The organism is Streptomyces sp. SM18, assembly GCF_002910775.2.
Lineage (GTDB): Bacteria > Actinomycetota > Actinomycetes > Streptomycetales > Streptomycetaceae > Streptomyces > Streptomyces halstedii.
Map to the genome: position 1 here is coordinate 883,634 of NZ_CP029342.1, position 13,770 is coordinate 897,403.

At 72.7% G+C, this 13,770-nt stretch carries 13 protein-coding genes and 1 riboswitch; of the genes, 2 read left to right on the plus strand and 11 right to left on the minus strand.

Annotated features, from left to right (window positions below; all coding sequences use genetic code 11):
- Positions 1–86: 86 nt before the first annotated feature.
- Positions 87–1,445, minus strand: a complete 1,359-nt coding sequence (locus B9S64_RS03735; protein ID WP_103505177.1) for a peptidase C39 family protein — start codon at positions 1,443–1,445, stop codon at positions 87–89.
- 200 nt (positions 1,446–1,645) lie between these two features.
- On the opposite strand from B9S64_RS03735, the gene B9S64_RS03740 reads away from it, so the two are divergent.
- Positions 1,646–2,260, plus strand: a complete 615-nt coding sequence (locus B9S64_RS03740; RefSeq protein WP_103488753.1) for a uridine kinase — start codon at positions 1,646–1,648, stop codon at positions 2,258–2,260.
- A gap of 409 nt (positions 2,261–2,669) precedes the next feature.
- On the plus strand, positions 2,670–4,577 hold the full coding sequence (locus B9S64_RS03745; protein ID WP_103488754.1) for an AAA family ATPase: 1,908 nt from the start codon (positions 2,670–2,672) through the stop codon (positions 4,575–4,577).
- A gap of 115 nt (positions 4,578–4,692) precedes the next feature.
- Here the strand turns inward: B9S64_RS03745 and B9S64_RS03750 are convergent, their stop codons facing one another.
- The 10 genes from B9S64_RS03750 to ribD all read right to left on the minus strand — a co-directional run bounded on the left by B9S64_RS03750 (position 4,693) and on the right by ribD (position 13,226).
- The gene (locus tag B9S64_RS03750; protein WP_103488752.1) at positions 4,693–5,796 is read right to left on the minus strand and encodes a hemolysin family protein; all 1,104 of its coding nucleotides are present in this window, start codon (positions 5,794–5,796) and stop codon (positions 4,693–4,695) included.
- A complete protein-coding gene (locus B9S64_RS03755) occupies positions 5,793–7,160 on the minus strand; it encodes a hemolysin family protein (protein ID WP_103488751.1) in 1,368 nt (455 codons plus the stop codon). The genes B9S64_RS03750 and B9S64_RS03755 overlap by 4 nt, the downstream gene beginning before the upstream one ends.
- Before the next feature lie 188 nt (positions 7,161–7,348).
- The gene (locus B9S64_RS03760; RefSeq protein ID WP_103488750.1) at positions 7,349–7,828 is read right to left on the minus strand and encodes a PH domain-containing protein; all 480 of its coding nucleotides are present in this window, start codon (positions 7,826–7,828) and stop codon (positions 7,349–7,351) included.
- A gap of 34 nt (positions 7,829–7,862) precedes the next feature.
- Positions 7,863–8,711, minus strand: coding sequence for an ATP phosphoribosyltransferase (hisG, locus tag B9S64_RS03765; protein WP_103488749.1), 849 nt, complete (start codon positions 8,709–8,711; stop codon positions 7,863–7,865).
- Between the two features lie 59 nt (positions 8,712–8,770).
- Positions 8,771–9,043 carry a phosphoribosyl-ATP diphosphatase gene (locus B9S64_RS03770; RefSeq protein ID WP_018490177.1) on the minus strand — a complete coding sequence of 91 codons (273 nt, stop codon included), beginning with the start codon at positions 9,041–9,043 and terminating at the stop codon, positions 8,771–8,773.
- 33 nt (positions 9,044–9,076) lie between these two features.
- Positions 9,077–9,562: a 6,7-dimethyl-8-ribityllumazine synthase gene (gene ribH, locus B9S64_RS03775; RefSeq protein WP_093531258.1), complete on the minus strand. Its 486-nt coding sequence runs from the start codon at positions 9,560–9,562 to the stop codon at positions 9,077–9,079.
- 25 nt (positions 9,563–9,587) lie between these two features.
- Positions 9,588–10,874 carry a bifunctional 3,4-dihydroxy-2-butanone-4-phosphate synthase/GTP cyclohydrolase II gene (locus B9S64_RS03780; protein WP_103488748.1) on the minus strand — a complete coding sequence of 429 codons (1,287 nt, stop codon included), beginning with the start codon at positions 10,872–10,874 and terminating at the stop codon, positions 9,588–9,590.
- Positions 10,871–11,515, minus strand: coding sequence for a nicotinamide mononucleotide transporter family protein (locus B9S64_RS03785; protein ID WP_103488747.1), 645 nt, complete (start codon positions 11,513–11,515; stop codon positions 10,871–10,873). Before B9S64_RS03785 ends, B9S64_RS03780 begins: the two co-directional genes overlap by 4 nt.
- The gene (locus tag B9S64_RS03790; RefSeq protein WP_103488746.1) at positions 11,512–12,132 is read right to left on the minus strand and encodes a riboflavin synthase; all 621 of its coding nucleotides are present in this window, start codon (positions 12,130–12,132) and stop codon (positions 11,512–11,514) included. Before B9S64_RS03790 ends, B9S64_RS03785 begins: the two co-directional genes overlap by 4 nt.
- The gene (gene ribD / locus B9S64_RS03795) at positions 12,132–13,226 is read right to left on the minus strand and encodes a bifunctional diaminohydroxyphosphoribosylaminopyrimidine deaminase/5-amino-6-(5-phosphoribosylamino)uracil reductase RibD (RefSeq protein ID WP_103488745.1); all 1,095 of its coding nucleotides are present in this window, start codon (positions 13,224–13,226) and stop codon (positions 12,132–12,134) included. The genes B9S64_RS03790 and ribD overlap by 1 nt, the downstream gene beginning before the upstream one ends.
- A gap of 162 nt (positions 13,227–13,388) precedes the next feature.
- Positions 13,389–13,519: riboswitch (FMN riboswitch) on the minus strand.
- Positions 13,520–13,770: the final 251 nt, after the last annotated feature.

The following is a 13,770-nucleotide window of genomic DNA, read 5'->3' on the forward strand; positions in this document are numbered from 1 at the left end:
CCCCCGGTGCCGAACCGGGGCCCCGGGTTCTCGACCCCGAGGTCACCCGCGACGACCCGCCGGGTCTCGTGCGGGCCCGCGTCTGGTCACACCAGCCCCAGCGACCCCAGCACGCGTCGCTGGCCCGGTGTCGGCCGCGTCGGCCAGTAGACGTAACACACGCCGCCCGTACCGCTCCTGACCGTGCCGTTCGCGTCGTAGCGTTTCGTGCGGAGCCAGATGTTCTCCCATTCCCGCCTGCGGTAGACCCGGTGTACCGCGTCGTTGTCCGGGGACGCGGGGTCGTTGGCGACGACGTCGCCCTCGGGGGTGAAGCCGATGACCGTCATCAGATGGCCGGAGGTGCCGTAACCGGCCCCGGTCAGCTCCTCCTTGAGGAAGGACTGGGAGGTGATCACCGGGATGCCGGCGCCGACGAGGCGTTCCACGTCGGTCAGCGACCCGAGCCGGGTGACCACGGCGTTCATGTCCCGGTAGGTCGCGGCGTAGGCGGCGTTGAAGGGCCAGTTGCCGCAGCCCTCGTACTGGTGGTCGTAGGTGTACCGGGCCGCGTGGCAGACCTGGGGGTCGGCGAGGCCGGGTTCGACCCAGGCGAGGTCGGCGGCGGTGGGGCGGCGCCCCCAGTACTCGATGATCATCTGCGAGGACGTCGGACTGCACCACGCCTCCCCGCCGTTGTCGTACTCGGGGTACTGCCCCACGTGGACGTTCTGGGAGTAGCGGGGCACCGCCAGCTCCCGGACGGTCCGGTGGGGCGCGGGCGGGACCGTGAAGCGGTCCGGAACGGCGGAGGCGGCCGCGCCGGCCCGGTGGACGACGGGGGTGCGGCGGCTGCCGGGGGCGCGGTGGAGGGTGAGCCGCAGGCGGTAGGCGGTGATCCGCGTCCCGCTCGCCGCGTCGTCCACCGCGAGGGTGTCGGTCCACACCGCGCTCCTGCCGTCGCCCTGGTCGTCGACGGAGGTCCGCAGGATGTCCTCGTCGCCCGAGGCCCAGTGGCCCATCACGTACCAGGGGGTGTCGGTGCCGTCGGAGTAGCGGCCGCGCAGTTCGATCCGGATCCAGGTCCCCGCGGGGGTGTGGGCGTTCCAGGAGGCGATGACCTCGGTGGCCGGGACGGCGCAGCGGTGGAGGGGCGAGGTCCAGGTCGCGTACTCCCAGGAGGCGGTCACGCCCGTGTGCGGGTCGGTGTGGTCGGTGGTTCCCTCGGCGGTGGCGATCACCAGGCCGGGGCGGCGCCCGGGGGCCACCCGGGTTCCGGCCGCGGAGCCGCGGCGCCAGTCGGTGTACGTACTCCAGAAGCGGTTGTCCACGAGCGGGGCCGCCGTCGGCGCGGAGGGGGTGCGGGAGGTGACGGCCGCCGCGGGCGAGGCGGCCGCCGCCCCCGCTCCGGCCGCTGCCGCGAGCGCGGCGGTGAGGACGGTCCTGCGTGACGTCGGTCTGGTCATGGGCGAGACCCCCGGTCGTGGGCGGATGTGGGGCTGTGGTGCCGGTCCGGTGCGCCAACTATCGCGGGTCGGGGCGGGATCGGACCAGTGATTCGGCGCGTGCCGCCGGAGCAATATTGGTCTGCTCCACTGGCGTGACCTGGGGCTGCGCCGGACGGGTGGACGCCGGCCGGGCCCGGCCGTGCTCGTAGGGTGGGGCCATGGACGATCTGGCGGCCCACGCCCGGCGGCTGCGCCTCCTGCCGCCGTCCTCGGGGCCCGTACGGCTGGTCGCGGTGGACGGTCACGCGGGGTCGGGCAAGACCACGTTCGCCGCCCGGCTGGCCACGGCTCTCGGCGGCGCCCCGGTGCTGCACCTGGACGACCTGGCCACGCACGAGGAGTTGTTCGGCTGGACGGAGCGGCTGCGGGACCAGGTGCTCACGCCGTTCTCCCGGGGTGAGCCCGCGCGGTACGCGCCGTACGACTGGACCGCCCGGCACTTCGGCCCGCCGCGGACGCTCGATCCCGCCCCGGTGGTCCTGGTCGAGGGGGTGGGGGCGGGCCGGGCGGCGCTGCGGCCGAGCCTCGCGGCCCTGCTGTGGATCGAGCTGGACCCCGTGAGGTCCTGGGAGCGGGGGCGGCGGCGCGACGGTCCCGGGCTCACGGACTTCTGGGACGGCTGGGTCGTCGCCGAGCGGCGCCACTTCGACCGGGACCCCTCGTATCCCTTCGCGGACGCGGTGATTCGGCAGGGGCCCGAGGGTTATGTGTGGCTGGAAGGGCCCCGAGTGACGGCGGGGAAGAATCAGATCATCACACAGAGCGAGGAGTGAGTGCCTCCGGTTCGGGTGGCCGGAAATCTCTCGGAGAATCGCCCCACGACTCTCCCAACTCGGCTTGACCGAGGGGGTGTACAGGTCTTACGTTCTGAATGTGCGGCTTTTCGGAGCCCCGTAGACACGAAGCCCCCGGTTGTTCCCCCGTGACCGGGGGCTTCGTCCTGCTCCCACCCCCGCTCCCCCGGCCGCCCCGGAGCGGCCCGACGCCTGTGCCACGGCACCGTTCTCTCACCGTGTGTCACCGCCGAGAAGCGCCGGTTACGCCCTCTCCCGCCCGCCGGACGCGCGGGTACGATGCACCCGGGTGTGGGCAATTCCCTTTCTTCGCGCGGTGATTCGGAGCGCCCCGGTGGGCATGCTGTGCGGGCGGGACATTCTGGGGGCTCGGTTTGTGGGGGAGCTGATGGACATCGGCACGCAGGGCACACAGGCCCCGGCCGACCTCGCCTGGCTGCGTGGCGTGGACGCCTACACGATGGGCGCCTACCCACAGGCCGAAGAGGAATTCAGAGCGGCGGTACGTCTCGATCCCGGCATGGCCGACGGCTGGCTCGGCCTCCACGCCCTGCGGATCGACACGACGACGGCGCTGCTGCGCATGTACCGCCACCGCGAGCGCTTCGGCGAGCAGCGCACCCGCCACCGGCGCACACTCAACTCCTGGTACTGGCTGGGGTGGTGGGTGCAGCCGGTGCTGGAGAGTCCGCGCGATCTGCTGCTCGCGCACGCCTCGCACTGGCTGGACGGCCGCCATGTGCCCGAGCTGGACCGCGCGCTGGCGGGCCTGCCGCCGGTGGACACGGATCCGCAGGTCCGCTTCCTGCACGCCTGCCGCTCCTATCTGGTCAAGGACTGGGACCAGCTCGTACGCACCACCGAGCCCCTGGTGGACGACCCGCTGCTGGGCATCGAGGCGGGGCTCTTCGGCGGCATGGCGCGGGTGCGGCTGGAGATGTACGGCCAGGCCGAACCCCTGCTGTCCGCGGCCCTGATGCGCTGCCGCAGCGAGCAGCCGCAGCGCAAGGAGCTGCGGTACTGGCTGGCGCGGGCCCACGAGGGGACGGGGCGCAGTGCCGCGGCGCTGCCGCTGTACCGGGCGGTGCACCGGGTGGACCCGGCCTTCATGGACACCTCCGCCCGGCTCGCGGCCATCTCCGAGGGCGACGGCTACGACGAGACGGCCGATCTGGCCGCGGTGTCCCTGGCCGGCCTCGGTGCGGACGGTACGGGCGCGGAGGCGCTGCCGGACGCGGACACGGTGCTGGGCACCGATCTGGTGGACGGCCCCGAACCCTGGCTGGGCGGGGACGCCCGGGGCGTCCCGGGCGCGACCGTGCCGCCGCCCCGGAGCGCCGGGCCACGGGAGAAGCCCGGACGCGGACGCGCGGCGGCCCCGGTCTTCCCGGCCGGGCCGAGCGACCCCCTGCTGCTGGCGGAGGCGCTGGCCGAACTCGAACGCATGGTGGGCCTGGAACCCGTCAAACGCCAGGTCAAGGCGCTGTCGGCGCAGTTGAACATGGCGCGGCTACGGGCCGAGCAGGGTCTTCCGGTGCAGCCCCCGAAGCGGCACTTCGTCTTCTCCGGGCCGTCCGGCACGGGCAAGACCACCGTCGCCCGCATCCTCGGCCGGGTCTTCTACGCGCTCGGGCTGCTGGGCGGCGACCACCTGGTGGAGGCCCAGCGCTCGGACCTGGTGGGCGAGTTCCTGGGGCAGACCGCGGTGAAGGCCAACGAGCTGATCGACTCGGCGCTCGGCGGGGTGCTCTTCGTCGACGAGGCGTACAGCCTCTCCAACTCCGGTTACAGCAAGGGCGACGCGTACGGTGACGAGGCGCTCCAGGTGCTCCTGAAGCGTGCCGAGGACAACCGGGACCACCTCGTGGTCATACTCGCCGGCTACCCGGAGGGCATGGACCGGCTGCTGTCCACCAACCCCGGCCTCTCCTCACGTTTCACGACCCGGGTGGATTTCCCCAGTTACCGTCCCCAGGAACTCACCGCCATCGGGCAGGTGCTGGCCGCCGAGAACGGCGACGGGTGGGACGAGGAGTCGCTGGAGGAGCTGCGCAGCATCAGCGGGCACGTGGTCGACCAGGGCTGGATCGACGAGCTGGGCAACGGCCGCTTCCTGCGCACCCTGTACGAGAAGAGCTGCGCCTACCGTGATCTGCGGCTGTCCGGATACCCGGCCGCCCCGGGCCGGGACGACCTGTCCACGCTGCGGCTGGCGGACCTGATGCAGGCGTACGGCGAGGTGCTGTCCGGCAGGGGCCCGCTGGACCGGGGGACGCAGGAGCCGGGCGCGCTGTGACGGGCCGGGCCGGGCCGGCCGGGCCGCCCGGTCCCTTCGCAGGGGGCCGCCCTTCGCCGGACCGGCGGTCCCTTCGCCGCACGGACCGTCCGGCCCGCACGGCGAAGGGGCGTGCTCAGCCCGTGAGCCCCAGCGGCGCCATCGCCTTCTGCTCCGCCGGCACCCGCACCGTGCGGCGCGGAACCGAGACGCGGTGCGCGGGGTCGCGGACCTCGCCCACCAGCATCTCCAGGACGTCCTCCATGGCGACCAGCCCGAGCACCCGGCCCGACGCGTCGGCGACCTGGGCCAGATGCGTCGCGGCGCGGCGCATCACCGTCAGGGCGTCGTCCAGCGGGAGTTCGGCCCGGACGGTGGCCATCGGACGCCAGACGTGCTGCGGGACGGCACGGTCGCCGTCCTCCAGCTCCAGGACGTCCTTGACGTGCAGATAGCCCATGAAGGCGCCACCGCCCTCCGCGCAGACGGGAAACCGTGAGAAGCCGGTGGCCACCGTCAGCTCCTCGATCCGGCGCGGGGTGACGGACGGGTCCACCGTGACCAGCGACGCGCGTTCCAGCAGGACGTCGGTGACGGGCCTGCTGCCCAGTTCCAGGGCGTCCTCCAGACGCTCCTGCGCGTCCGGTTCGAGGAGTCCGGCCTGCCCGGCGTCCTCCACGAGCCGGTTGAGCTGCTCACTGGTGAAGACGGCCTCGACCTCGTCCTTCGGCTCGACGCCGAAGAGCCGCAGCACGACCCGGGCGCAGGCCCCGAGCGCGGCGGTGACCGGCCGGCAGAGCCGGGCGAAGCCGACCAGGCCGGGGCTGAACCACAACGCCGTCCGCTCGGGCGCGGCCATCGCGAGGTTCTTCGGGACCATCTCGCCGATGACGAGGTGCAGGAAGACCACGCAGACGAGGGCCAGCGCGTAGCCGAGCGGGTGGACGAGTCCCTCGGGGAGGTGGGCCGCGTGGAAGACCGGCTCCAGCAGGTGGGCCACGGTCGGCTCGGCGACCGCGCCGAGGGTGAGGGAGCAGACGGTGATGCCGAACTGGGCCGCGGCCATCATCTGCGGCAGGTGCTCCAGTCCGTACAGGACCTGTCTGGCCCGCCCCGACCCAGCGGCCGCGAGGGGTTCGATCTGGCTGCGCCGCACGGAGACGAGCGCGAACTCGGCCCCGACGAAGAAGCCGTTCGCCAGCACCAGCAGGGCGGCGAAGAGCAGTTGCACGACGCTCATCGCGCGACCTCCAGCAGTGCCGGGGTGGGGGCGTGCGGTGCCGTGTCCGGCAGGTCCGTGAGCCGGACGAAGCGGACCCGCTCGGCGCGGTAGTGGCCGACCTGGCGGACGGCGATCCGCCAGCCGGGCAGTTCGGCCCAGTCGCCGGGGGCCGGGATACGGCCCAGCAGGTCGGCGACGAGCCCCGCCACCGTCTCGTACGGGCCGTCGGGCACGTCGAGGCCTATCCGGCGCAGGGTGAGGACGCGGCAACTGCCCTCGACGTCCCAGCCGGGGCGTCCGTCCTCGGTGGTGACGGAGGTCATGTCGGGGCGGTCGGCGCCCTCGGCGTCGTGCTCGTCGCGCACCTCTCCGACGAGCTCCTCGATGATGTCCTCCAGGGTGACGACACCGGCGGTCCCGCCGTACTCGTCGACCACGACGGCGATCGGCTGCTCGTTGCGGAGCCGCCGGAGCAGCTGCTCCACGGGCAGGGTCTCGGGGACCATGAGCGGGGTCACGGCGATGAGCCCCGCCGGGGTGCGCCGCCGGTCCTGGCCCGGGACGGCGAGCGCGTCCTTGAGGTAGACCATGCCCACGACCTCGTCGATGCGCTCCCGGTAGACGGGGAAGCGGGAGAGGCCGGTGGCCCGGGTGAGGTTGAGGACGTCCGCGGCGGTGGCCGAGGACTGGAGGGCGCTGACCTTCACCCGGGGCGTCATGACGTGCTGGGCGGTCAGTCCGGCGAGGGACAGCGTCCGTACGAAGAGGTCGGCGGTGTCCTGCTCCAGGGTGCCGGCCTCGGCGGAATGCCGGGCCAGGGAGACCAGCTCGCCGGGGGTACGGGCGGAGGCCAGCTCGTCGGTGGGCTCCACCCCCAGCAGGCGCACCAGCCGGTTGGCGGCGGTGTTCAGCGCGCTGATCACCGGGCGCAGGGCGGCCGAGAAGCGGTGCTGGGGCCCGGCGACGAACCGGGCGACCTGGAGCGGGCGGGAGACCGCCCAGTTCTTCGGGACGAGCTCACCGATCACCATCTGGACGGCGGAGGCGAGCAGCATGCCGATCACCACGCTCACCCCGGGGACGGCCCCCGCGGGCAGTCCGGTGGCGGTGAGCGGCGCGGCCATCAGGTGGGCGAGCGCCGGTTCGGCGAGCATGCCCACCACCAGTGAGGTGATGGTGATGCCGAGTTGGGTGCCGGAGAGCTGGAAGGAGAGTTCACGCAGGGCGGCGACGACGGTGCGGGCCCGGCGGTCGCCTTCGGCGGCGGCGCGCTCGGCGTCCGGCCGTTGCACCGTGACGAGCCCGAATTCGGCGGCCACGAAGAATCCGTTGGCGAGGATGAGAAGGAATGCCGCGGTGAGCAGCAACAGGGGGGTGGTCATGCCGCCGCCTCCGGGGAGGGGGCGGCGCAGGTACTACCGGACGATCCGTCCATTGCTGGAGGGAGTCACTCCTTGGGTCGCAGGAATGCCCCGCGGGCCTCAGGGGCCGTTTCGGTGCGGGGCGGGGCGCGCACGGGGCGCCGCCGTCCTCCAGAATAATCGGGAAGACGCCGAATGGGGCAGGGGGCTCAGCCGTTCCGCGTGCTCTCGTCCACTCCACTGCCATGGAATTCGGCGAGGGCGCGCAGCGCGCGGGCGTCGCGGATGGCGTGCTCGCGGGCGATTCCGGGCTGGATGCCGAGGGCGGGCAGGCTGGTGCCGTCGCTGAGGTCGAGGAAGACCCAGGGGTCGCCGGCCCGGAGGTTGACGCCCACGATCTCCGCCCACGCCAGTCGGCGCGTCCGGGTGATGTTGACCACGGTGACCCCGCTCTCGTCGGCGACGATCCTGGGCCTGCTGAGCAGGGCCAGGACGCCGAAGAAGAGCAGGGCGACGAAGACGAAGCTGGTCCGCTCCCCCGGGCTCAGGCTCTCCAGGATCATCGCGATGGCCGTGATGACGAGGAACATCACCAGTCCCACGGCCAGCAGGACCACCCGGGTGCGGGTGGGCCGGAAGGTGGCCGGGAGGGCGGGGCGTGCGGTGGGCCGGGGGGAGGCGGCGGACATGGGGTGCGTCCTTCGTGACTGGGGTTCCCCGCCGTCAGAGGCGGCAGGCGTGGATGGCCGTCGTGAGGATGGCGCGGGCCCCGAGCTCGTACAGGTCGTCCATGATCCGCTGGGCTTCCTTGGCGGCGACCATGGAGCGTACGGCGACCCATCCCTCGTGGTGCAGGGGGGAGATCGTCGGCGACTCCAGGCCGGGGGTGAGGGCGACCGCGCGCTCCAGGTGCTCGACGCGGCAGTCGTAGTCCATCATCACGTAGCTGCGGGCGACCAGGACGCCCTGGAGGCGGCGCAGGAACTGCTGCACCTTGGGCTCGTCGGCGGGGGCGCCCTTGCGGCGGATCACGACGGCTTCCGAGGTCATGATCGGCTCGCCGATGACCTCCAGTCCGGCGTTGCGCAGGCTGGTGCCGGTCTCGACGACGTCGGCGATGACCTGGGCGACGCCCAGCTCGATGGCGGTCTCCACGGCTCCGTCCAGGTGGACGACGGAGGCGTCGACGCCCGCGCCGGCGAGGTGCGCCCCGACGATGCCCTCGTAGGAGGTGGCGATCGTCATGCCGCCGAAGTCCTGCGGGCCGGTGGCCGTGCCGGGCCTGGTGGCGTAGCGGAAGGTGGAGCGGGCGAAGCCGAGCTGGAGGATCTCCTCGGCCTCGGCGCCGGAGTCCTGGAGCAGGTCGCGGCCGGTGATGCCGATGTCCAGGCGGCCGGAGCTGACGTAGATCGCGATGTCGCGCGGGCGCAGGTAGAAGAACTCGACCTCGTTCGAGGGGTCGACCAAGACGAGTTCCTTGGACTCCTTGCGCTGCTGGTAGCCGGCCTCATGGAGCATCGCCATCGCAGGCCCGGAGAGAGAACCCTTGTTGGGGACGGCGATGCGCAGCATGAGGTCAGCTTTCCTTCGTACGGGAGGAGTCGGGGAAGGGGAAGAGGAGCGGGCCGTGCTCAGAGGTGGGCGTAGACGTCGTCGAGGGAGATCCCGCGGGCGACCATCATCACCTGGACGTGGTAGAGCAGCTGCGAGATCTCCTCGGCGGCGGCTTCCTTGCCCTCGTACTCGGCGGCCATCCAGACCTCGGCGGCCTCCTCGACGACCTTCTTGCCGATGGCATGCACGCCCTTGTCCACCAGTTCGGCGGTACGGGAGGTCGAGGGGTCGCCTTCGGCGGCCTTGAGCTGGAGCTCGGCGAAGAGCTCTTCGAAGGTTTTGTTCGCCATGATGTCCTCAGAATACGGGGTCCCGATGGCCGCTCAGCGCCAGGGTTCGCTCACGGTGCGCAGGGTGGCGGCGGTGGCGACGGCGGCGGTGACCGCTTCGTGCCCCTTGTCCTCGTCGGATCCCTCCAGCCCGGCCCGGTCGAGCGCCTGCTCCTCGGTGTCACAGGTGAGGACGCCGAAGCCGATGGGCACCCCGGTGTCGACGGCGACCTGGGTGAGGCCGGCGGTGACGCCCTGGGACACGTATTCGAAGTGCGGGGTGCCGCCGCGGATGATCACACCGAGGGCGACGATCGCGTCGTAGCCGCGGTCGGCGAGGACCTTGGCGACCACCGGCAGTTCGAAGCTGCCGGGCACCCTCAGCAGGGTCGGTTCGTCGATGCCCAGGTCGTGCAGGGCGCGCAGGGCCCCGTCGACGAGTCCGTCCATGACCTTCTCGTGCCACTGGGCCGCGATCACCGCGACCCGGAGGTCGCCGCAGTTGCGTACGGACAGTTCGGGTGCGCCCTTGCCGCTCATGTCTCTCCTGGTGGTGCGTCGGTGGTTACTGGTTGCCGCAGGCCGACACCGCGGGGGCGTCGAGCCAGGGCAGGTCGTGGCCCATGCGGTCGCGCTTGGTGCGCAGGTACCGCAGGTTGTGCTCACCGGCCTGGACCGGCATGGGGACGCGGCCGGTGACGCCGAGTCCGTGCCGGACCAGGGCCGCGGTCTTGTCCGGGTTGTTGGTCATCAGCCGCAGGCTGCGCACCCCGAGGTCGGTGAGGATCCGCGCGCCGGCCGCGTAGTCCCGGGCGTCGGCGGGCAGGCCGAGTTCGAGGTTGGCGTCGAGGGTGTCGGAGCCGCGTTCCTGGAGTTCGTACGCGCGCAGCTTGGACAGCAGTCCGATGCCCCGGCCCTCGTGGCCGCGCAGATAGACGACGACGCCGCGCCCCTCGTCCGTGATCCGCTCCATGGAGGCGTGCAACTGCGGGCCGCAGTCGCAGCGCTGGGAGGCGAAGATGTCGCCGGTCAGGCATTCGGAGTGGACCCGGACCAGGACGTCCTGGCCGTCGCCGAGGTCGCCGTGCACGAGCGCCACGTGCTCCACGCCGTCCACGGTGGAGCGGTAGCCGTACGCGGTGAACGGCCCGAAGGCGGTGGGCAGGCGGACCTCCGCCTCGCGGCGGACCGTCGGCTCGGCGCTGCGCCGGTAGGCGATGAGGTCCTCGATGGAGATGATCGTGAGGCCGTGCTTGCGGGCGAACGGGACGAGTTCGGGCAGCCGCAGCATGGTCCCGTCCTCGCCGGCGATCTCGACAATGGCCCCGGCGGGCCGCAGCCCGGCGAGCCGGGCGAGGTCGACCGCGGCCTCCGTGTGGCCGTTGCGGACCAGCACCCCGCCGGGCCGGGCCCGCAGCGGGAAGATGTGCCCGGGGCGTACGAAGTCGTCCGGGCCGGCCGTACCGCCCGCCAGCATCCGCAGGGTGGTGGCGCGGTCGGCGGCGGAGATCCCGGTGGTGACGCCGTGGGCGTCCGAGGCGTCGACGGAGACGGTGAAGGCCGTCCGCATCGACTCGGTGTTGTGCGCGACCATCTGCGGGAGCGCGAGGCGTTCCAGCTCGTCGTGCTCCATGGGCGCGCAGATCAGACCCCTGCACTCGCTCATCATGAACGCGACGATCTCCGGGGTCGCCTTCTCGGCGGCGATGACGAGGTCGCCCTCGTTCTCCCGGTTCTCGTCGTCGACGACCACGACGGGCCGGCCGGCGGCGATGTCACGGACGGCCTGGGCGACGGGGTCGAGCGACAGGTCGTAGGGGAGGTCGTGGGGCCGGGCGGGACGGTCGGTCATGCCGTGGCTCCTTCCAGAACGGGTGTGCGCGTACGCAGCCACCAGTCGCGCATGCCCCACAGGACGAGGGCGCCGTAGACGATGTAGATGAGACCGGAGAAGGCGAGTCCGCTGTGGAAGTTGAGCGGGACGCCGACGAGGTCGACGAGCAGCCACGCGAACCAGAACTCGACCATGCCACGGGCCTGGGCGACCATCGCGACGAGGGTGCCGGCGAAGATGTACGCGTCGGCCCACGGGCTCCAGGACAGGGACGGGAAGGCGGTGAACAGTCCGCCGACCGCGAGGGTGCCGAGGGCGGCCGCGCCGAGCAGGTAGCCGCGCTCGCGCCAGGTGGCGAAGCGTACGGCGAGGGAGCCGTCCTGCGCCTGCCGCCGGCCGCGGGTCCACTGCTGCCAGCCCCATACGGCGACGGCGACGACGATCAGCTGCTTGCCGACGCTGCCGGCCTGCTGCACCGACACGTTGGCGGCGATCAGGACGAGGCCGGAGAGCAGTTGGGCGGGCCAGGTCCACACCGAGCGGAGCCAGCCGAGGGCCAGGGCGAACAGGCCGATGGTGTTGCCGAGCATGTCCGACCAGATGATGTGCTGCCCGAAGGCGGTGAACGCCTCGGAGTTCAGCCAGTCCAGCGCGCTCATGCGACGGGCTCCCCGGGTTCCGTCCCCGGGCCGGGGCCGAGCAGCCGCTCGACGTACTTCGCGAGGACGTCCACCTCCAGGTTGACCGGGTCGCCGGGCTGCTTGATGCCGAGCGTGGTCAGGGCGAGGGTGGTGGGGATGAGGCTGATGGTGAAGTGGTCGGGGGCCGCGTCGACGACGGTGAGGCTGACGCCGTCCACGGTGATCGAGCCCTTCTCCACCACGTAGCGGGCGAGGCCGCCGGGGAGGGAGACCTTCACGAGCTCCCAGTGCTCGGAGGGCGTGCGCTCCACGATGCGGCCGGTGCCGTCCACGTGCCCCTGGACGATGTGTCCGCCGAGCCGGCCGCCGAGCGCCATCGGGCGCTCCAGGTTGACGCGGGAGCCGGTGGCCAGGGCGCCGAGGCTGGAGCGGTTCAGGGTCTCGGCCATCACGTCGGCGGTGAACTGGTCCCCGTCGAGGCCGACGACGGTGAGGCAGACGCCGTTGACGGCGATGGAGTCGCCGTGCTTGGCGTCTTCGGTGACCAGCGGGCCGCGCAGTCGGAAGCGGGAGGCGTCGGCGAGCCGTTCGACGGCGGTGACCTCACCCAGTTCTTCGACGATTCCGGTGAACACTAGTTTCCCTTCCGAGCGGGGACGGCGGTGACGCGCAGATCGGGGCCGATGCGGACCGTCTCGGTCACCGCGAGGCGCAACGCCTGGGCGATGGTGGTGATTCCGGCGTCGGCGAGGGCGGCGGGGCCCGCGCCGAGGAGGACCGGGGCGAGGTAGCCGACGACGGTGTCGACACAGCCCGCGGCGACGAAGGAACCGGCCAGTACGGGGCCGCCTTCGAGCAGGACGGAGCGGACGCCGCGGGTGTGCAGGGCGGCGAGCAGGGCCGGGATGTCCAGGCCGGGGCCGGTGGCGGCGCGCGGCAGCCGCAGGACGGCGTCCTGCGGGAGGTGCGCGGTCTCCGCGTCCTGGGCGACGGCGATCAGGGTGGGCGCGGTGGGGTCGAGGATCCGGGCGCCCGGCCGCACGGCGGTGGCCCCGGTGTCGACGACGACCCGGAGGGGCTGGACGGCGCCCTCGACGCCGCGTACGCCCAGCTGGGGGTCGTCGGCGCGGGCGGTACCGGAGCCGATCACCACGGCGTCGGACTCGGCGCGCAGCCGGTGGACGTCGGCGCGGGATTCGGCGGAGGTGATCCACCGGCTGGTGGCGTCGGCGGCGGCGACCCGGCCGTCGAGGGTGGCGGCGTACTTCCACCGCACGTGCGGGCGGCCCAGGCGCACCGAGGTGAGCCAGGCGGTGTTGCCCTCCTCCGCCTCGTCGGCGAGGAGGCCCCGCTCCACCTGGACGCCGGCCGCGCGCAGGGTGTCCGCGCCGCCGGTGGCCCGCGGATCCGGGTCGGCGACCGCGTACACGACGCGGCGGATCCCGGCGTCGAGGAGCGCCCGCGAGCAGGGGCCGGTGCGGCCCGTGTGGTCGCAGGGTTCGAGGGTGACGTAGGCGGTGCCGCCGCGGGCCTTCTCGCCGGCCGCGCGCAGGGCGTGGATCTCGGCGTGCGGTCCGCCTGCGCGCCGGTGGAAGCCCTCGCCCGCGGGTGCTCCGGCGGCGTCGAGGACGACGCAGCCGACGACCGGGTTGGGGCTGGTGGCGCCGAGACCGCGGACCGCGAGCGTGATCGCGCGCCGCATGGCGGTGATGTCGGCCGTGGTGGCCACCGGGTCCTCCTGCCTCTTCGGGCACGGACTCCGGGGCCTGCCGAGGACGGCAGAAGAAGCGGAACGCGACAGGGAACGCCCGGACCGGCGGCCAGGACAGGGCTGTGCCGGGAGAACCCGGGCATGCCCGTCCGCCGACGGCGGCGTACCTGTGACGGCCCGCCGCGCACTGCCTCCCATCCGGACTTTAACCGTCGGTCCAGGAATCTCACCTGGTCAACCGGCCGCTGGATGCGGACGGGTCGCGGACTGTAACCGCCGGTTCGGAATTGCACCGACCCCGGAGTGCGCTGCTGCTGGTACAGAACTCATTGTGCCACGGTCGGCTCCGGGCCGGACGGGGGCCACTTGTGGGAACGCTCACAGAGTGCGTGGACTCCGTCACCGGGCGCGGGCTCATGGAAGGGCGCCGGACGACGACGGGGCGACGGGGCACGGAGCGGCCCGGCCCGCGCATCCCGGGCGCGAATGGTCCAGACCTATTGACCTTACTGGTCTAGTCCTCTTAATCTCTGCGTCACCTCCGAGGAAGCTCGACCAGGGT

Coding starts and splice junctions, on each gene's coding strand:
- B9S64_RS03735 (WP_103505177.1), bottom strand. CDS start 1,445: ATGACCAGACCGACGTCACGCAGGACCGTCCTCACCGCCGCGCTCGCG.
- B9S64_RS03740 (WP_103488753.1), top strand. CDS start 1,646: ATGGACGATCTGGCGGCCCACGCCCGGCGGCTGCGCCTCCTGCCGCCG.
- B9S64_RS03745 (WP_103488754.1), top strand. CDS start 2,670: ATGGACATCGGCACGCAGGGCACACAGGCCCCGGCCGACCTCGCCTGG.
- B9S64_RS03750 (WP_103488752.1), bottom strand. CDS start 5,796: ATGAGCGTCGTGCAACTGCTCTTCGCCGCCCTGCTGGTGCTGGCGAAC.
- B9S64_RS03755 (WP_103488751.1), bottom strand. CDS start 7,160: ATGACCACCCCCCTGTTGCTGCTCACCGCGGCATTCCTTCTCATCCTC.
- B9S64_RS03760 (WP_103488750.1), bottom strand. CDS start 7,828: ATGTCCGCCGCCTCCCCCCGGCCCACCGCACGCCCCGCCCTCCCGGCC.
- hisG (WP_103488749.1), bottom strand. CDS start 8,711: ATGCTGCGCATCGCCGTCCCCAACAAGGGTTCTCTCTCCGGGCCTGCG.
- B9S64_RS03770 (WP_018490177.1), bottom strand. CDS start 9,043: ATGGCGAACAAAACCTTCGAAGAGCTCTTCGCCGAGCTCCAGCTCAAG.
- ribH (WP_093531258.1), bottom strand. CDS start 9,562: ATGAGCGGCAAGGGCGCACCCGAACTGTCCGTACGCAACTGCGGCGAC.
- B9S64_RS03780 (WP_103488748.1), bottom strand. CDS start 10,874: ATGACCGACCGTCCCGCCCGGCCCCACGACCTCCCCTACGACCTGTCG.
- B9S64_RS03785 (WP_103488747.1), bottom strand. CDS start 11,515: ATGAGCGCGCTGGACTGGCTGAACTCCGAGGCGTTCACCGCCTTCGGG.